Here is a 20023-nt window from a genome sequence, read left to right on the forward strand (position 1 = left end):
TACATCGCCAGCAGGTACCTGGAATAGTATCGCTTGGTTGCCGGGCTGAGGACACTATTTGTTATTTTCTGCCATTCCGATGCTTCACCAATCGGAAAACGGACGTTACTCCGGCCCAGCATCGGGCAATCACCCGTGAAATGTACCCATAATACCGAAGAATGTGTTTCAACTGCCTGTGGTGGGTTGCGTAGTTTTGCCCCATCACAAACAGATGAAAAATGAAAACAGTATTGATTACCGGAGCGAATAAAAGCATCGGTTTCGAAACAGCCCGGCAGTTATTACAAAAAGGCTACTATGTTTACCTGGGCAGCCGCGACCCTCAAAAAGGACAGCGGGCAGTCGATCAATTAAAGTCGGAAGGGTTTGATCGTGTCGAGCCCATCACCATTGATGTCGATAATCCTGCATCCATAAAGAGCGCCCGTGAGGCACTGGGGCAGAAAATTAGTGTCCTGGATGTGCTCATTAACAATGCTGGTATTAGTGGCGGTTTTCCTCAATCTGCCCTCGACACCGACATCCGTGTGTTCAGGCAGGTGTATGAAACCAACGTGTTTGGCGTTATCAGCACTACACAGGCCTTTATCGATCTGCTGAAAGCATCTCCGGATCCGAGAATTGTCAACGTCACATCGGGTCTGGGGTCGCTGACGCTGCATAATGACCCTACCTGGAAGTACTATCACGTAAAAGGGGCTTGTTACACGGCTTCCAAAGCGGCTCTGAATGCCTACACGATTGTATTGGCTTATGAACTTCGCGATACGCCGTTCAAGGTCAATGCCGTTGATCCGGGTTATACCGCTACCGATTTTAATCACCACAGGGGATCGGGTACCGTTCCTGATGCAGCCGCCCGACTGGTAAAAGCCGCTACACTGCCACCCGATGGGCTAACTGGACAGTTTTTTAGTGACGACAACGCCCCCGATACAGGAATAAGTCCGTGGTAAGGGAATCGGCAGGGACTTATTCCCAGTTGGGCCAGAAAAGTGTGATGGGAAATCTTTATCTTTCTGACGTACTGTTTGCTGGCATTCGGTTTCCTTTTTAGGTGCCTGCAGGTTAGTAAAGCAGTACGCCAGAAGAAATGGCTTCAGGGATTGTCAGGTTCAGAAAAAGCCATTAACCTGTGTGCACTATGGCTGAACATCCTTATCGGAATTTATTGCCCCTTTCTCCGAAAGAATTGAGTTTGCATCATTTTGGAGCAGAAGGGGTATTGGATTTGCCTGATTTTCAGTGGCAATTTCATATTAACCGCATTGAGGATGTGTTTGCGAAAATCCGGTTTCCACTGGCGCCACATCGTAAAACGGTCTATGATTTTATTTTTCTGGCTGAAGGAACAACGGCCCGCAGCAAAGACCTACATCGATTTGAGTTTGGTCGAAATACGTTCTTTTTTTTGCCTGCCCTACAAATCTCAGCTCACGAATACATGAGTGCAGATGCAAAGGGCTTTTTTTGTCACTTCAATGCCGACATACTCAACAACCTCTTTCCGAATACGCCCTTTTATGACAATTTTCCGTTCTGGCAGTTTTCGGCTCATCCACTGGTTACGATAAATGACGCCATGCGTGAACCGATTCTGAACATTCTGAATCGGCTTCTTAGCGAATATGAGTCGAACCCGTCGCCCAATCCGGCTATTTTGAGCGCTTATTTAGTCACGCTCTTCACCGAACTAAGCATTGTAAAAACCGCATCGGTCCTAACTTCGCAACACTCCGCCCTGCGCCTTACGGAGAAGTACAAAGACCTGTTATCCCGTTCTATCTATAGTCATCACAAAGTCACAGAATACGCTTCCATGATGGCAATAACGCCGGATCATCTAAATAAATGCGTGAAATCGACTCTGGGCAAAACAGCCCAGGAACTACTGTCGGATCGGATTATACTGGAAGCGAAAGTTCTGTTGAAGCAAACGGCTCTGTCAGTCAGTGAAATAGCATTCAAATTTGCCGAAACCAATCCCAGCGACTTCGCCCGCTTTTTTAAGGCTAAAACGGGTTTAACCCCTAAAGAATACCGTCGTCAGGGAGCGATATAAACGACCTCTAGCCCCGTTGGTTTTAACTGCTACTGCATAATCGGTATCCATAATTGCCGGATTTTGCATAGTTTGCCTCGTATTGTGCTAATTTTTCCGGCTATCATTCTATTAGCTTTGTGTGATCTCATCTGCGTAAACCGACGTATTTGATGAGTGCTGTAGATAGAATTTTACTGAGCATACCTGATTGGGGCTTTGGTCGGTGGCCAAAGCCCTGTTTCCGTTAATCATTTAGCGACTATGATCCGTTACGCTGTTCTGGCTTGTATCTGCCTGGTGGTGGGCATAGGCTCTATAAAGGCCCAGCAGGTTTTTAAACTTTACGAAGGTAAGCCGAAAGGTTCTGAAAGCTGGACGTGGCATGAACAGACAAGCACGAATAACCAGTTCAGAACGGAGGTGGTGTATAACGTGTCGGAACCTACACTAACGGCGTATTTGCCACCCAAAGAAGCGGCCAACGGGACCGCCATAATCGTGGCGCCGGGAGGAGCGTTCCATACGCTGAGCATCAACAGCGAAGGGGTTGATGTGGCTAAGTGGCTCAACAGTAAAGGTATAGCGGCTTTTGTGCTGAAATACCGCGTTGTCCATAGTTTGACCGATGATCCTGTCAGAGAGCTTATGCCCAAAATGCAGGATTTCAAAAAACTGGACGAAGAAAACGCGCCCGTAGTACCACTGGCGATGGCCGATGGCCTTACTGCTGTACAATACGTGCGTGAGCATGCGAAAAGCCTGAACATCGATCCGCAGAAGATCGGTTTTATGGGCTTTTCGGCGGGTGGTACACTAACGATGTCGGTCGTGTATAGCGCTACCGACCAGAATCGCCCCAACTTTGTTGCGCCTATTTATGCCTACGAACCGGCTGTAATTGGCTCAACAATCCCGACCGCCAAAACGCCCATTTTTATAGTGGTGGCTGGAGATGATCAGTTGAAAATGATGCCTATGAGCCTCAGCATCTATAAAAAATGGGTTGAGGCAGGGCAGCCTGCTGAGTTACACATCTACGAAAAAGGTGGTCACGGCTTTGGCATGCGGAAGCAGAATCTCCCGGTCGATACGTGGTATGAACGTTTTGGCGATTGGCTCAACTTTCAGGGATTTATGAAAACGCCTGCAATACGACATTGAATAGACCTACCCTATACGATTCATTTTTAGCTGCCAAATTACCCCTAACTCCATGAAATATTTAGCCCTCCGTATTAGTATCGGACTCCTTCTTACAGCCAGTTCGTTTGCCCAGACACCCAAACAGCCTATGCTGGGGAAGCGTAGTGTGGCATTGCTGAATAAGAACGCGTTGCAGTTTAAAGACCTCAATAAAAATGGGAAGCTTGATCCGTACGAAGATTGGCGATTGCCCGTAGAGAAACGGGTCAATGATCTGCTGTCGCAGATGACGCTGGAAGAGAAAATTGGGTTCATGCTCATCAGTACTACGCGTATGGCGGGCGACCTCTCCTTTCAGCAGAATGCACCAAAGGCCGAAATCAGCAGTGGCTTCAATGAAGAAGATCTGGTGCAGCCCAACAATATGTTTACCCGTAAGCCCTTGCCGGTGCCCATGTTGTCGGCGGCTGGAACCACGAAAGGGGTAACCCAGTTTCACCTTCGCCATTTCATCCTTCGGGCCAATCCGTCGGCCCGTACCATAGCCGAATGGGCGAACAACTTACAGACCCTGTGCGAAGGAACCCGTCTGGGTATCCCGGCTATTGTGGCGTCAAATCCCAGAAATCACGTAACGATCGATGCCTCTATTGGGTTGAGCGTCGGAACAACCGCTTTCTCGAAGTGGCCGGGCGAGCTTGGTCTTGCCGCCATGCGTGATCTGAAACTTACCCGCGAATTCGCCCAGATTGCTGCCCAGGAATGGGCATCGGTCGGTTTGCGAAAAGGCTATATGTACATGGCCGATCTGGCTACGGAACCTCGCTGGCAACGCATCGAAGGTACATTTGGTGAAGATGCTGATCTGGCCGCCAGCATGATCCGGGAAATCGTGCTGGGCTTTCAGGGAACCTCCCTGAATCCCTCGTCGGTAGCTATGACAACCAAGCATTTTCCGGGTGGCGGACCGCAGGTAGATGGGCAGGATTCGCATTTCGACTGGGGCAAGTTTGCGCATTATCCCGGCGGTATGTTCGCGTACCATGTAAAGCCGTTCAAAGCCGCTATCGATGCTGGTACGTCGGCCATAATGCCTTATTATTCAGCCCCTAAAGGGAAGGAGTTCGAAGCGGTAGGGTTCTCGTACAACAAGGCGATCATACAGGAGTTGCTGCGGAAGAAACTGGGCTTCAAAGGCATCGTCAATTCCGATACCGGGCCCATTGATATGATGCCCTGGGGGGTAGAAAGCTTGACGTTACAGCAGCGATACCAAAAAGCCCTGGATGCCGGTGTTGATATTTTTTCGGGAACGGCCGATCCAACCGAACTACTCGAAACGGTCAGAAAAGGCCTGGTTTCCGAAGCGCGGATCAATGAATCGGTCAGCCGATTATTACGCGAAAAGTTTTTGCTGGGATTGTTTGAAAACCCGTACGTGGAGATCGACAAAGCGGCTCAACTGGTTGGTAGCGAAGCCCTGCAGAAAAAGGCAGATCTGGCGCATCGTAAGTCGATTGTGCTGCTACAAAACGACGCAAAGCAGTTGCCCGTATCGGCCAGAACAAAGGTCTATTTTGAAACCTACTATGACAATGGTCGGGGAGGCAACGCAATTCACATCCATAAGCCGACCGCAGCAACTCATAACCTTGAATTTGTGTCCTCGAAAGATGAAGCCGATGTGGTGCTGCTCTGGTTGATTCCTACGGGCGGAAGTTTGTTTACGGCGGCCGGAAAACCCATTGAGCTACGTTTGTCGAAAAACCATGTTGATGTGAACCACGTCAATGAGTTATTGAAAAGCAAACCGACCATACTGGCTATCAATTTTTCGAGTCCGTGGGTCCTCGACGAACTGGATGCATCGGCCACTAAAACGATGCTGGCTACCTTCGGAACTACACCCGATGCGCTGCTGGACATTGTCCGGGGCGCTTACAAGCCAACGGGCAAATTGCCGTTTACGATTCCGGCTTCTGAAAAGGCTGTTGTCGAAAATAAGTCTGACGTTCCGGGTTTTCAGGAAGGCAGCGACTACGCCCGGTTCCGATTTGGGCACGGCTTAAGCTATTAACCGTCTGATTCAGAGTGTGTAATGCTTGGTTCCTTTCCCTTTTATCGCTGATTTATGAAATACAAACTGGCTTCATTACTTTCCATGACCGTGCTATATAGCATGGGGCAAACCCCTCTGCAACAAGGTTTTCAAACCCCGCCGGATGCCGCAAAGCCCCGGGTCTGGTGGCACTGGATGAATGGGAACATCACCAAAGAAGGCATCACCAAAGATCTGGAATGGATGAAGCGATCAGGTATCGGAGGGTTTCAGAACTTCGATGCCAGTTTGTTTACACCAGTGGTTGTTCCCAAAAAACTGGTGTTTATGACGCCCGAGTGGAAAGATGCATTCCGCCATACCACCGAAACAGCCAAACGACTTCAACTCGAAATGGCCATTGCCGGGTCGCCTGGATGGAGCGTAACGGGAGGCCCCTGGGTAGAACCTAAAGATGGCATGAAAAAGTACGTCTGGACCGAAACGCGGCTGGAAGGCGGAAAAGCTTTTTCGGGTAAATTACCACAACCATCCGACATAGCGGGGAAATTTCAGAATGTGCCGCTGGCGTCGTCCAGCCTGATGGGAGGAGCGCCGAAAGCCGTACCGCATTATTATGCCGATGCCGCAGTGATTGCCTATCGGTTACCGAACGTGGAGAAATTACTGGCCGCGTTAAACCCCAAAATTACCTCGAGCGGTGGGACGTTTACCCTGGCCGAACTTACGGATGGTGATTTAGCCAAAACGACGTTACTACCGCCAAAGGAAGTCGGTGAGGATATGTGGATCCAGTTTGAATTTGATACCCCGCAGACTTTCAAAGCGTTTACCATTGTGGGGGCACCCGCAGTTGGTGAACTGGCGGAGTTCAGGGGAATGCCCGACAGCCGGAGCCTGAAAGTCAGTGACGACGGGGTTAACTTCCGCGATGTGGTAATTATTCGGGGAAGCACCGTTCCCCAGAGTACGATGGGAATTTTGCCCACTACGGCTAAAGTCTTCCGGTTTACATTCAAAACGGAGAAGCCGCCAGGGAATCCCTTTGGCGAACTGTTTGGCGGTAGTTCGGCTACGGGTAAACCTCAGGGTGTTCCCGTAGCCGAACTGGTGTTGCACAATACGAGCCGGGTCGATCTGTTTGAGCAAAAAGCTGGGTTTGCGGCCTGGAAAGAAAGTACCCATTCGCTCGTGAAAAACGATGACGATGCTATCCCAACCTCAGATGTGATCGACCTCAGCGACAAAATGTCGGCCGATGGCACTCTGAACTGGACACCCCCAGCCGGAACAGCGTCCAATTCGGACTGGGTGGTGATGCGATTGGGCTATTCCCTTACCGGTCGGGAAAATCATCCGGCCTCTCCCGAAGCTACCGGCCTTGAAGTCGATAAGCTGGATAAGGAAGCCGTCAGAAAATACATCAATACGTATCTGGATATGTATAAGGATGCCACGGGTGGACAAATGGGCAATCAGGGACTACAATATATGGTGCTGGACAGCTATGAGGCTGGGCATATGACCTGGACGAAAGAAATGCCCGCCGAGTTTCAGAAACGGCGAGGTTACAGCCTTACACCCTGGCTGCCTGTATTGACGGGTAGGGTGGTGCAGAGTGCTGAAGCCAGCGAAAAATTCCTGTGGGATTTCCGCAAAACCATTGGCGAACTCATTGTGGAGAGTCATTACGAGGTTATTGGGGAAGAGTTGAACAAACGGGGGATGAAACGATACACCGAATCGCACGAAAACGGCCGTATCTACCTGGCCGATGGCATGGATGTGAAACGGAAGGCGGATATCCCTATGTCGGCGATGTGGACCCCTGGAAGTCTGGCTGGCGGAAACGATGAGGAAGTACGTAGCGAAGCCGATATTCGCGAAGCCGCTTCGGTAGCGCATATTTACGGGAAACCGTTTGTAGCGGCCGAATCGATGACATCGGCCAGAGATGCCTTTAGCTGGCACCCGGAAAAATTGAAACGCACGGCGGATCTTGAAATGGCGTCGGGCCTGAATCGGTTTGTGATTCATACGTCTGTTCACCAGCCACTCGACGACAAAAAACCAGGCTTTTCACTTGGTCCCTTCGGGCAGTATTTTACCCGCCAGGAAACCTGGGCAGAGCAGGCCAAAGCCTGGACTGATTATCTGAGTCGTAGCTGTTATATGCTGCAACAGGGAAAACCCGTTGTCGACGTGTTGTATTATTATGGCGAGAACTACAATATCACTCAGGCATTTGCCGATAAATTGCCCGCTATTCCGTCGGGGTATGCGTTCGACTTCGCCAATTCGACCGTTATAAAGGAAGCATTACAGGTTCAGGAAGGGAACATGGTCACAACGGGAGGGCAGCAGTACCGGATTCTGGCACTCGATGCATCGGCCAGAACTATGACCTTGCCGGTGCTGAAAAAGTTAGGTAAACTGGTCAAAGCGGGTATGAAAGTGGTAGGAGCCAGGCCAGAGCGGTCGCCAAGCCTTAGTGATAATCCGACGGAATTCGGGAGCCTGGTCAATCAGATCTGGAACCATCCGAACGTATCCACCAAGCCGTTGAATGACGTACTGAATGGGTTGGGTATCCAAAAGGATGTGGACATTACCGGAGCGAAATCACCGATTCTGTATGTGCATCGCCAGACTGGAAGTACAGACCTATACTGGCTCGATAGCCGTAGCGACGCTCCGAATGAGGCCACCATCAGTTTCCGTGTTACGGGCAAAATTCCTGAACTTTGGTATCCACAAACGGGAAAAACGGAGAAAGTTTCGTACCAGATAAAAGACGGCCGAACGACCATTCCGCTTACGTTCGAATCTTGGGGCGCCTACTTCGTCGTATTCCGGGATAAAGCCACAACAACGACCTATACCAAGCCTGCTGTTAAGATCACTGACGTGGCACAGCTTACCAACCCATGGACCGTACGTTTTCAGGCCGGTAGGGGGGCTCCCGAACAGGCAACCTTTGCCAGTCTGACTTCCTGGACTGAGCAGGCCGATCCGGGGATTAAGTATTTCTCGGGCACTGCCGAATATGAGAACACCGTTAAGCTACCCGCATTATCGAAAGGTGAGCGCTATATGATCGACCTGGGCGATGTGAAGAATATTGCCGAAGTGATCATCAACGGAAAAAATACGGGTATCGTTTGGAAGAAGCCATTCCGGGTAGACATAACTGAGGCCGTAAAGCCGGGAAATAATACCATCCAGATAAAGGTTACTAATCTGTGGGTGAATCGATTAATTGGCGATGCACAACCTGGCGTGACCAGCAAAATTACGTTTACCACGATGCCTTTTTACCGGGCAAACTCTCCGTTACTTCCATCAGGCTTGCTGGGTAGTGTCCGGATAATGTCGGTGAAGTAAACGGGGCACCTTACTATATATACGGTCGAAGTAACGTAGAACAGAAAGGGGGGCTAAGGATAAAGTTTAAGCTGGCTCAATAATAAGGCCTGGTACATTGAACTGGGTACTACAAGTCGACTTTGCTAGAAGCAGGCGACTTGTAGTACCCAGTTTATTTTAATCGTATTCCCTAATAGGAGTTAAGTACGGTTAGGTGGTACGGGAAATGCATTAGTCAGTGCAATCCATATCACAAATGATCTGTTGGTATTTCTTATAAATGTTTCTGCGATTTCGCAACAGACGCATTTTTACGGCACTCAACTTCAAGTTCATTTGGCGGGCAATGGCCTCAAGCCGAACACCCTGTTGGTAATGTAGGCGCAGCATCTGTTGGTCAGATTCAGGCAGATTACTCATCAATTGGTCTAAGATGGTTAGCTTTTCATCCAGTGTATTGCTTTCATTTTCGCTAAAATCCATCGCTGTGTCGAGTGAAAACAGGTGATGCCGTTTTCGTTTCTCGATACGCAGTTGGTCTACGCAGTAATTATGGGTAATGGAATAAAGCCAGGTATATATATCTGAACGTCGCTTAAAGCTATCCAATTTTAAAAATACTTTAATAAAGATGTCCTGCGTATAATCCTGAGCGGTAATTGGATTGTTGGTCATAGTCAGGCATTTCTGGTACACCTTTTCTATGTACTGCAGGTAGATGTCATCAAACGAACCTAATAGTGGGTTACCGGAGCCTTGTGATCGAACAAGAAGGGAGGCTAATTGCTTAGATTTCATCATTATGTTACGGAAAGATTGTAAACAGACAGTCACTCAAGGGTAAAGTATGGGTGAAAAGGAGTTATTTATGGTTAGTTAGGTAAGATGGAAGGGAGGCTTAAAATCCCGCTATCCGAATCGGATGGGTATAGTCCTAGTTGGGGCAATGGAACCGAGATATGCGTTTACTTCTCATTACTCTGTTGGGTATATAGCGTCCTTACATTCAGTATATTACCTACTTCGGAGAGTAGTTGTTGATCATTAAGATTATACTAGTAAAAAAGAGGGCATCAAGTTATCTTCTTCCCTTAAGCGCCATCGGTTAGTAAGCAATAAGGTACTAAAGGTTAATATCTTTAATCCAAAATTAGGCCACGAGGATACATATTTACGTTTAGTGATTTTTTTGGTACACGAATGACTTTTTTTGTACATGAACGGACTTTTTCATGTTTTTTAGTACGGTTGCAATGACCTACTGCCCCAATATCCGTCTCTATAAAAATTGCTCTAATCAACAGTGCCAATGAGAAAATGGATGGGTTTTACTTCATGGTCTTATTGGGAAGATAAGTATATTGTAGGTGCATTAAGCCTTTAATAATCAGGTCATTTGCATTATGAACCTTACCGTAACTTTCCTCTTAAAAACCAGCAGGCTGACTTTTTGCCTGTACTGTATGCTGTCGATGAGCAGCCTTCATGCTAAACCAGTACGGTTTGCTGATACCTATCCTGTGAATAAGCCGGATCGTAAAAAACAATGGATAACCCAGCACCGCGAAGCCCAGAAAATCCGGTAAGCTTCGGACATGGCTTTATAAGCCTCTACTGTTCCTGCGTCCGATTCCAAGTTCTCATAGCTGTAAGCGCCCAGACAAGACATACGAATTGATCCATAGCAATCAACTAGTAAGCATACTGATTATCAGCTAACCCAACTGTAACTTATGAAATGGAACATTTTGCTCATCGTGTTTGCTTTAAACCGAGCTATTCTTATGGCCCAAGTACCTTCGTTCGGGCAGATTCAGGTTAGTTCGAATATTGATAGTCTGCAAAATCGGTTATTCACTCAACGGGACAAAGGTCGTCTTGCTACGCTGCTTTGTCTGGAAAAAAGCCTTCTTTCGTGGGAGATGAGAATTGATACGACTTACCTTGACCAGATAAAACAAGTATTGTCAAAATACCCAGAGGCTCAGGGACATTACTGGTATTTTAATTCTTGGCGACAACGACTTAAGACTAATTCAGGACAGGCCTTTACCTATGCTAAAGCCGCCTACACCTATTATAAAGCCCACAACGATTCTACGGGTATGGTATCGGCTTTATCAAATATGGGGATCATCATACTGGAGCGAGACGAGCAAAATTCCTCCGATAAACCCCACTTTGGGCACAAGTATCTGGAACAAGCCATGGCTTTAAGCCGACATTCTTCCAACCCAGAACTGCAAATTCTCTATACGTATGCCCTGGGGCGCATTGTGGGTTTGAAATCGCTGAATAAGTCCGGAAAGCAGATCGTACCTCAGTTACGGAAAGCACTGGCCTTGATCGATCAATATCCGCAGTATATTCATTATAAAACGCAGTTGTTGAATATATTAACCTTGCTTTACTGGAGCAATGGGCGATTGAAAGACGCACAGAAATCTACACTGGCTATCATTCATCTTATCAAACAACATGGACGAAAAGTGCCTATCGCTCATCTCTACAACCTCGGTTTCTACTATGAAATGCAACAGAACTACGATAAAGCGTTAGATGCATACCGTGTGGCCTGGGAAGCAACGTATCGGCCAGACGGGCCATCGGTGCGGTATCGGTGGCTAACCAGCGCAGGCATCCATGCATCGCTGGTAGGGTTGAAACACTATAAGGAAGCAGCTACATGGGCCGATAGTATCTATACCTATGGCGAAGCATTCGATGCCGAAAATGTTAAAACAAAGCTTCAGGAAACGGTAGTGGCTTATGAGCTAGAAAAGAAAGAGGCCCAGAACAAATTATTAATGCAGGAAAAGAAACTGGCGGAAATGCAGAACCGGCTCTATATTGGATTTGATTTGTTGGCCACGCTGGGGCTTTTTATTACTGGCTTTTTGATCTATCGCCAACGACTGACAAATAAAAAGCTTAAAGAGGCTTTAGCCGAAATTTCTCAGATCAATCAGTCCAGAGATTATTTTTTCGGGGTAATTGCCCACGACTTGCGACGGCCGTTTACCAGTTTTAAGGAATTAGCCGCTTTGGCCAGTTATTATCTGAATAAAAAGCGATATGCTGAGTTACAGAAGATTTCTCAATCGATTGACGATATGGGAAGGCATACGTTGCTCTTATTGGATAATCTATTGAGCTGGGCTTTGACTCAGCGGGAGGAGATTCCCCATAATCCAGAAAATGTGCAGCTAAGTGAGAAAATTCGTGGTGTCGCTGAGCTGTATCAATCAGTAGCCCAGCATCAGCAGGTACAAATACTAACCGAATGTCCGGAGCATCTAACGGTATATATGGATGCGAATGCTTGTGAGTTAATTTTGAGAAATCTGGTCGACAACGCCCTGAAAAGCCTGCAGACAGGAGGCAAAATCATACTTAAAGCTTTTGGAGGAAATGGGGCTGATCCTGTCAAAGTAGTGGTTAAAGATACGGGACGGGGGATGAGCTTTGAGAAAATCGCTGCCCTTAAGAATATACTAACCGGATTGTCGTCGTCTGCTTTATCACGAGGTCTTGGAATGGTGCTGGTTGGTCGATTTAGCAAGAGCAATCACATTACGGTGGATCTTCGGAGTACACCAGGCGAAGGCACAGAGGTTGAACTGACGTTTACTGGATAGAGTGTTTCGTGTTACCATATCCTTTTCTTTTTTAGCAGCAGCATCCACTCTTGTTCCAGTTTTTTCATGGGCTCTTTTAGCGAACTCCCGTCAATGGCCTCTATAGGCAATGGTAAAGCAGAATCTCTGCCGATGCAGGAGTAGTCAACGCTGATGAGTGTCCAGCCCATACGGACCAATTGAGAAAGCGTTTCCAAAGAGGTTTCAAAATTCGAATCGGTGCAAAAAGCTTTAATTAATTGTTTTTGGGGTGTGAGGCATGTAACATCAAGCAATACGATCTCATTCTTCATAATGAATACCAGATAGGACCTAAAAAACCAGGAGGCTGTGTAAATTGACGAGAGAATACAAGAATATCAATTACTAGAAGATGTAGCGGTATGACGTACTGACCAACGTACGTAAAGTGCATGAAAAGTACACAAACTGCCATTTTGCTCAAGCCCTGGACGCTGCCATTCTGTAAAATAGTACTATGTCTTGTATTTTAAGTATTTATCTGATAAGTAGGTTAAATTTTCAACAGTGTATATGATTACTTTTTATTTTATTCTGGTCTAAGGAATGCAATGACTACCCATACGTACATGAATAAATTGAAAATTCTGGTTATCGAGGATGATTTGATCTGGCAGCTTAAACTCCAAATGATGCTGGAGCAACTCAATATTGGGACAATAATGCTGGCTAGTAATCTGGCCGAAGCCCAACAGCTATTGAGTACCCAGCTACCTGATCTGGTTATTGCCGATATCGTTATGCCTGACGGGATTGTATTTACTATCCTTACGAAAAACTATAGGCAGTTACCCGTTATTTACCAGACAGGGTATTCGCAGGAGGGGTTCTTAAAAAAAGCGCTTGCAATGCCTAATATTGGCTTTTTAATGAAACCGTTTGAGCGATTTGCTTTACAGGCAACTATAGAAGTACTGCTGTCTAAAGTTCGTGCCAGTACAGACATGCCTTCCGACAGTATTAGTGTTATTGGTAAGCACAAACATCGAATCGATGTATCCCTGGAAGGAATTTATTGGGTCAAGGCAGAAGGAAATTATTCAATAATCAATACGATTGACCAGAAATACGTGCTGAAACGATCATTACGTAAAGTCGGTGACGATTTAACGGTTTCTTTTATTCAGATTCATAAAAGCTATATCATAAATGTTAAGTATGTAGAGCGTATTGGGGAAGCCGAAGTTTATATAAATCGCCAGTCTATTCCCATTGGCCGTAAATACCGAAAAGTATTATTTGAAGCCATGCGGGGTAATTATTGAAAACAGGCCCATTCCTCGCTGCCGTTTCTGGCTATCTGATTTGAGGTCCTGAGTTCCTTACTTGTTTCGTAGGGGACTCAGGACTTTCGCTTAGTTAGGGTGCTACGATTGAAAATGACAGGATCGTTTGAATACATTTCCTCTGCCAGTTTCTTGTTTTTATAAAGTTGCCGTACAGCTCTGCTACCGGAGTGCGCCTACTTATAGCGATCTTTTTTTTGAAAAAAGCGAGATATATGCATTTCGTGTACAAAAAAAGCTGATCATCACCTATACTCATATTTTGGTTGACTAAGGCATTATTGTTGTCTCTTTTGCATTCGTAAGCTGATGAGGTTTGGCCAGCCTTTATGCGCTTATCTGTAGTGTCATCGTATTCAATGGACAGATTATCAGTAGGGTAGGTTTAAGCCAGGCTATAAACCACCGGCTGGGAAGAGCGTTGAATTTCCTACTCGCTCAGTTAGTAGGATTAGAGCTATTCGTGAACAGAGCGACATCACAGCAGTGCAGATCGACGCTTCTGCTTTTTAAGTGATTTACAAAAGCAGACCTGTTGTCTCCTGCAGTTCTCTCAGAGTCTGATGACTCGTGGAATGGTATTGTCAATTCTTTTTGCCTTGTTCTCCTATAGATTCTATTCCAATACTATAAGGCTGTAGGTCGATGACGGCAGAGGAGGTTAGGATTCATTTGCTACTATTAACGTTTTGCTTCGTGAGACAAATCTATGCACTGACAGTCAGGTTGGTTTGCCCTGTATTGATCGCTATCTTTTTAGTGTTATGCAGCGGAAAAACTGCCATTGGGCAGGTGAAAGGTGTCGTTTTTCGGGACTTTGACTCCAATGGAATTCGGTCGGATACCTTACCCGTTGAAGTAGGCGTAGAAGGTGTGAGGGTATTGGCTTTTGTGGAGCAAAATACGCTACCCATTTCTACAACCACGGCGGCTGACGGAACCTTTGCATTTAGCGAGACAAGCATACCAGCCGGAAAACGAATCCGGCTCGAATTCACTAACCTCCTGACGGGCGATTATAACGGACCGTATGGTGTTGCCAGTAAAACCAGCGTACAATTTATAACGGCTCCTTATGATCAGGCCAATTTAGGTATAAACTATCCCGCCGACTATTGCCAGCGTACCGATCTTCAGCTCGTTACACCCTGTTATGTGAATGGCAATACGCAATCGACCACCGATAGTGACGGAAATCCTGTACCTGCCGATAAACAACCAGCGAAATCGCCTGCCTTGGTCAAATTTCCCTATGAAGCAGCCGGTATTGCCAGCCCTACCAATTTTCCGCCCGTCGATCTGGCCGATGCGGGCGATGTGGGGGCTATTTGGGCATTGGCCTATCAGCGTCGGACAAAAAAGATTTTTAGTGCTGCCGTTGTTAAACGACATACGAGTTTTGGCCCAGCAGGGCCAGGGGGCCTATACATCACCGATATAGCTTCAGGAAAGACGACCCCGTTTATGTCTGTAGGATCAATAGGAGTTGATGTCGGTGAAGACCCGCACAACGACCCATTGGCCAATCTGTTTGGCGATAAAACTCAGGCCAGTACAGACCCGGCCGCTATGACAGCCGTTGGGCGTATGAGCTTTGGGGGCATGGATGTATCGGAAGATGATAAAACACTGTATTTTATCAACCTGAAAGATCGTAAGTTATACAGTGTAGCGATTGGCTCTCCGGCTGCTGTTCCCACTTCGGCCACCGCTCTGCAATCCTGGAATATTCCCGATCCTGGCTGCTCATTCGGAGATTTTCGGCCGTGGGCGCTCAAAATGTACCATGGAAAACTGTACGTAGGGGTAGTTTGCTCGGCCGAAACATCGCAGGAGACCAACGATTTAAAAGCGACTATTTATCAGGTTGATCCAACAGCCACCAATGTCGTATTCAACGAGGTGTTATCGTTTCCACTCAATTTCCATCGCGGCTCGACTGATCTGACCGGAACCTGTATTCAGTACGATCACTGGTTGCCCTGGACAGACGCCTGGCCAACGCCCTGTGGTGTTGGCAATGAGCCTTATTTTGTGATGTATCCGCAACCAATACTAAGCGATCTTGAGTTCGATGATGATGGGAGTATGCTGATTGGGTTCACGGATCGTTTCGGACAACTATCTGGCATGGCGAATCATGATCCGGCCGGAAAAGGGCAATACAATGGCTTTACAGGCGGTGACCTGCTGAAGGCTACGAATCAGAATGGCCAGTTTGAATTAGAGCAGAATGGCCGGGCGGGCTCCCTGTCCGGAACAGGCGTTGGCAATCAGGAAGGCCCAGGGGGCGGTGAATTTTTTGGGAAAGACGACTGGTTTTTTATAAACAACATTGCCCATTCGGAAGTAACGAATGGGGCTCTGTCGCTCGTCCCCGGCCGCCGGGAAATCATTACATCGGCCTATGATCCTATGGCAAATGTTTATTTGTCGGGTGGTTTGAAAGTGTTTAATACCAGAACCGGAACTACCAACCGGGAGTTTGTTCTATACACGGTTAGCCCTGGTTCGTTTGGGAAAGCGTCGGGGCTGGGCGATAATAAAGTGCTCTGCGACCCGGCTCCGGTATCGATCGGGAATCGTCTTTGGTTCGATGATAATCGGAATGGTATTCAGGACCCCTACGAGCCCGGTATCGATGGCATTGCGCTGACGTTGCACGATATGGAAAAAGGCGGAGAGCAGGTGGCTTCGCAGACTACCCATGATGGAGGGCAGTTTTACTTTACGAATGAGAATGTTTCGGGGGGTGTGTTGTTCAACCATGCCTATCAGATTCGGATGGATATGACTCAGCTACCGTTTTGGGATATTTCCCTGGATGGTAGTCGGCCACGGGCACCGGCTGGTGGGCGGATGGCGGCCCGAGGGGCTCGTCAGGCTGCCCCCCGCTTACCGCGCCAATATTTTCTCTCCCCAAAGGACCAGACAAACTATCCTGATTCGGACATACGGGATTCGGATGCTACTCTCGATGGCAACACGGCTACGATTACGCTTACCACTTTAGATGCTGGTCAAAACGACTTTACCTACGATTTGTCCATTCATACCTGCCCTGAACTAACCAATGAATTAGATAGTATAGAGCTTTGTTCGGGGGTGGCTATTGATTCAATTGCCAGCAGCGGGGCTTATCTAAGTCAGGCCGATTCCATACGATTTGTTTTGTTCAGCAGTCCGCAGTCGGGTACGGCTATGTATGCCAATGCGGGCATCGATTTAGGGACGGTTAAACCAGACCCATCGACAGGGCGGGCTGTTGTCTATAATCCCGGTATTCCTACCATCAATACAAGCTCTGCAACTTCCTGGCTCTATGTGTATGCCCTTGTCTATCCCATGCCCGACAACCCTGCCTGCCGTCAGTCGGATGTAACGGTCATTTCAATAACGCCATCCATATCGGTTACAGCGTCGGCCTCTCGGCTAACCTGTACGGAAACGAGTGTACAATTACGGGGCGGAGCTATATACGGAGATGGGGTTTCGGCACAACCTATTGAGTACACCTGGATTGGCCCTAATGGATTTACCAGTACCAGCCAGAACCCCATCGTGTCTGTTGCCGGAGCCTATACATTGACGGGTAACGATGCAGCGTGTTTCCGTAGCTATGTGACCACGACCATTACGGTGGTGGCCGATACGATCCCTCCCGGGTTAACAGCCCTGGGAGCTGCCCAGACCTGTGTGAATTGTCAGGCCCGGCTTGCCGCTGAAGCTGGAGGAGCTTCCTTACAGTGGACTGGGCCTGGCGGATTTACCAGTACGGAGGCTAGCCCTCTCGTCACAATACCTGGTAGTTATAGGGTTACCGCAACTGGGGCAAATGGATGTCAACGTACCCAGACCGTCGAATTCACCCCATTCAATACGCAGCCCTGTAAGCCGGTTCGTTGTTTACCCATGAAAGTCAAAGTTATCAGGCGATGATTGAGTAAGGATTCAAATGGCGGTCCAGAATCTGCTGGTTAAGTAGGGGCGTACACGGAAATAGTAACCATATTGGGCTTTCCAATGACCTTATATGTAATAATGAAAATATTAATGCTGAATGTGTACTTAGTATGCTGTTTGTCACCTTTTAGTGTAGCTTTAAATGGGGAAGTTGGTTATTTGGCATACTATTTCTAGTGATGCGTTTATTAACGATTTTTTGTCAATTTAAGTGAATTAAGTAACCCTTATTTTAATCAATTCCAGACCATTATAAACATGATAAGGTAGCTGCCTTACTGGTGATGAACTGGACTTCTCATTCATAAAATCTCCGTAACATGAAAGCAAGAAAGTACATTATCATTGATGTCGTAGAGACAGACATTGCTGACCTAAAAGACAAACTGCAAAAGTTTCCATTGTTGGAATGTACCAGAGTCTGTCATACCCTTGAAGAGGCTGTTGAGGTTTTAGCCAAGGAAAGTATTGACCTGATCTTTCTGGATGCGAACCTGGGCGACGACGACGGATTGACGTTGCTCAAATGCGGTATCAACCTGCCTTCGGTCATCGTAACCAGCAAACGACCTGAAGATGCGCTGGAATGTTACAACATTGGTACGCCTGCCGATTTTCTGTTAAAGCCGTTTACGTTTGAGCGACTATTAAGAGCGATGAGCCGAACGTTCAGGCAGCAATTTGCGTCGAATAGCTTTGCCAACCTGGACTCTATCTTTCTAAAAACAGGTCGTAAAATCCAGCGGTTCAACTACCAGGCTATTGATTACATTGAATCGTATGGGATTTATTCAAAAGTCCACATGTCTGATGGTTATCAAATCGTAAACGAGCGTGTGGCCTCACTGGCTAAATTATTACCCGCACACTTTTTTATGCGGGTCCATAAGTCCTTTATCATCAATATCAGCAAAATAACCAGTTTCGATCGGTCGGCCTTGAGCATCGGTACAACCAAAATACCGATTGGGGTTTCCTATCGACAGAAGTTGGAAGGCTTGTTAAATCTGCTGGAGGTTACCGATAGTAAATATGCTGATGAATAGTCTACAATACCTGTCAGTGAATCAGTTATTTCATGGCTCTTGCTACTAGTGGCAAAGAGCTGTATTCTACTATTTCTTCCTCACTAGCTTCAGCCTGCCAAATCAGGTTATTGGTATCGAGTATAGCTACTGACTGTACGTTCTACAGCCAGTAGCTATAGCTATAGCCTACGCTCATGCGAAAAGCGATCAGTCGCCATTTTAATTGAATGGTGGCAACCCCTATACAGAAGGTTTTAGAGAACTGTATGAACTCCCCGAAAAGGAGGAGAGGGAGAACCCTTGTCCACGCGTAGGAAGAGGGTCTATCTGTGTTACTTTTTTACCCGACTAAAGATGACAAATCTAGTAAATATATCCTCCCGGTTGAATCGGGGAGACGCTATGTACATGTCGTTACGGAGTATGATTATTCGTACAACCGGATTGAATCCTAAAGAGACTGACCATATGCGTGTGTTTTTTCGGCAGAATCTTACAGGCATGAACTACAGGGAGATCTACGAAGAGTTATGTACGGTTGGGAATGGTCAGGATAATATCATGGAGCACCTCGATATACTGGTTTCACCAACGCTTGGAATGAAAGAAACCCATTGGTACTCCATTATTCGATACTGCCTGTATTGTTGGAAAGAGACAGCAATAGCGAGTGTGGTCTTTGCCCCACCTACACCGTCTGGTATGAATTTACATCTGTTACACGATGTTCCATTTTTGCTCAAGCGATTTGATAATGAAGCGAAATGGGGAATCAATCAGATGATGGCTCTTAGGATTGCTATCTGGTTAACCAAACCTATTTATCTGTCACTACAGACAAACAATCAGCCTGTAGAGACCTTCTCGCAGTATCTCCACTATGCCCGGAAGGCTCTGTTCGATGCACTGGATGTTCATCTGGCTAGCTCCGAAAATCATCTGAAAGAAATTTTATACGAACACTATAGGCTGGAGCTACAGCTTGTAAAAGGGAGAAACCGAAAAATACTTATTCGTCTGGATAATAGTCCATTTTCATGGACCGATGTAAGCGACGCCATTTTGAACCAGAATACCCTGGCTATGTGGTCAAAATTCAACCTGCTGCTTAAAAAAGACCCAATTGTCGACCGCATTAAACGGGGAGTCGTGAACACGCCAACCGTTTCCAGTTTAATGCCGTAAGCCCATATAGGGGGCATCCAAAGACATAGCGTAGAACATGGCTGACCAGTAATTGTGGAGGACGGGAAGCAATCAAATTTTTTGCCAACGTGTCGTTTTTACTTGTCCGCTGTTGTGGAATACATAGGGCGAAAATCGCAATAAATATACGTTCGATGCCTACTTAAGAGTAATTAACGGCCTTTAATGGGGACTCTGTTACGATGCTTTCCTGGCCGAAACAGGCAACCGCATTTTAGCTTTTAAGATTAAGGCGTATTGAGCAGTTAGCTATACTTCAACGGGCA

The 20023-nt window shown here is 46.9% G+C and carries 13 protein-coding genes; 11 read left to right on the top strand and 2 right to left on the bottom strand.

Going from position 1 to position 20023, the window contains the following annotated elements; translation table 11 throughout:
* The first annotated feature begins 221 nt into the window (after positions 1–221).
* From B153_RS0124775 to B153_RS0124795, 5 genes are all read left to right on the top strand, one after another.
* Complete coding sequence (locus B153_RS0124775) at positions 222–959, top strand: SDR family oxidoreductase (protein WP_020599441.1); 738 nt, start codon at positions 222–224, stop codon at positions 957–959.
* Positions 960–1147: 188 nt separating this feature from the next.
* Positions 1148–2065, top strand: a complete 918-nt coding sequence (locus B153_RS0124780; RefSeq protein WP_020599442.1) for a helix-turn-helix domain-containing protein — start codon at positions 1148–1150, stop codon at positions 2063–2065.
* 243 nt (positions 2066–2308) lie between these two features.
* On the top strand, positions 2309–3208 hold the full coding sequence (locus B153_RS0124785; protein ID WP_020599443.1) for an alpha/beta hydrolase: 900 nt from the start codon (positions 2309–2311) through the stop codon (positions 3206–3208).
* A gap of 52 nt (positions 3209–3260) precedes the next feature.
* On the top strand, positions 3261–5267 hold the full coding sequence (locus B153_RS0124790) for a glycoside hydrolase family 3 protein (RefSeq protein ID WP_020599444.1): 2007 nt from the start codon (positions 3261–3263) through the stop codon (positions 5265–5267).
* Between the two features lie 54 nt (positions 5268–5321).
* Entirely contained in the window at positions 5322–8633 is a 3312-nt protein-coding gene (locus tag B153_RS0124795; protein WP_020599445.1) for a glycosyl hydrolase, read from the top strand.
* Positions 8634–8846: 213 nt separating this feature from the next.
* On the opposite strand, the gene B153_RS35825 is transcribed toward B153_RS0124795, so the two are convergent.
* Complete coding sequence (locus B153_RS35825; protein WP_020599446.1) at positions 8847–9416, bottom strand: RNA polymerase sigma factor; 570 nt, start codon at positions 9414–9416, stop codon at positions 8847–8849.
* 602 nt (positions 9417–10018) lie between these two features.
* On the opposite strand from B153_RS35825, the gene B153_RS38365 reads away from it, so the two are divergent.
* Together B153_RS38365 and B153_RS0124810 are read left to right on the top strand one after the other, a co-directional pair.
* A complete protein-coding gene (locus B153_RS38365; RefSeq protein WP_040762028.1) occupies positions 10019–10201 on the top strand; it encodes a hypothetical protein in 183 nt (60 codons plus the stop codon).
* A 147-nt stretch (positions 10202–10348) separates the two neighbouring features.
* Entirely contained in the window at positions 10349–12253 is a 1905-nt protein-coding gene (locus B153_RS0124810; RefSeq protein WP_020599448.1) for a sensor histidine kinase, read from the top strand.
* Positions 12254–12264: 11 nt separating this feature from the next.
* Here B153_RS0124810 and B153_RS0124815 read toward each other — a convergent pair whose 3' ends face one another.
* Entirely contained in the window at positions 12265–12546 is a 282-nt protein-coding gene (locus tag B153_RS0124815) for a hypothetical protein (RefSeq protein WP_020599449.1), read from the bottom strand.
* Positions 12547–12843: 297 nt separating this feature from the next.
* Between B153_RS0124815 and B153_RS0124820 the strand changes: the two genes are divergently transcribed.
* The 4 genes from B153_RS0124820 to B153_RS0124840 all read left to right on the top strand — a co-directional run bounded on the left by B153_RS0124820 (position 12844) and on the right by B153_RS0124840 (position 19736).
* On the top strand, positions 12844–13539 hold the full coding sequence (locus B153_RS0124820) for a LytR/AlgR family response regulator transcription factor (protein WP_020599450.1): 696 nt from the start codon (positions 12844–12846) through the stop codon (positions 13537–13539).
* 717 nt (positions 13540–14256) lie between these two features.
* Complete coding sequence (locus B153_RS35835) at positions 14257–17499, top strand: SdrD B-like domain-containing protein (protein ID WP_245564940.1); 3243 nt, start codon at positions 14257–14259, stop codon at positions 17497–17499.
* A gap of 344 nt (positions 17500–17843) precedes the next feature.
* Positions 17844–18569 carry a LytR/AlgR family response regulator transcription factor gene (locus tag B153_RS0124835; RefSeq protein WP_020599453.1) on the top strand — a complete coding sequence of 242 codons (726 nt, stop codon included), beginning with the start codon at positions 17844–17846 and terminating at the stop codon, positions 18567–18569.
* Between the two features lie 336 nt (positions 18570–18905).
* Entirely contained in the window at positions 18906–19736 is an 831-nt protein-coding gene (locus B153_RS0124840; protein WP_157634837.1) for a hypothetical protein, read from the top strand.
* The last annotated feature ends 287 nt before the right edge of the window (positions 19737–20023 follow it).

It is taken from the genome of Spirosoma panaciterrae DSM 21099 (assembly GCF_000374025.1).
Classification (GTDB): Bacteria; Bacteroidota; Bacteroidia; order Cytophagales; family Spirosomataceae; genus Spirosoma; species Spirosoma panaciterrae.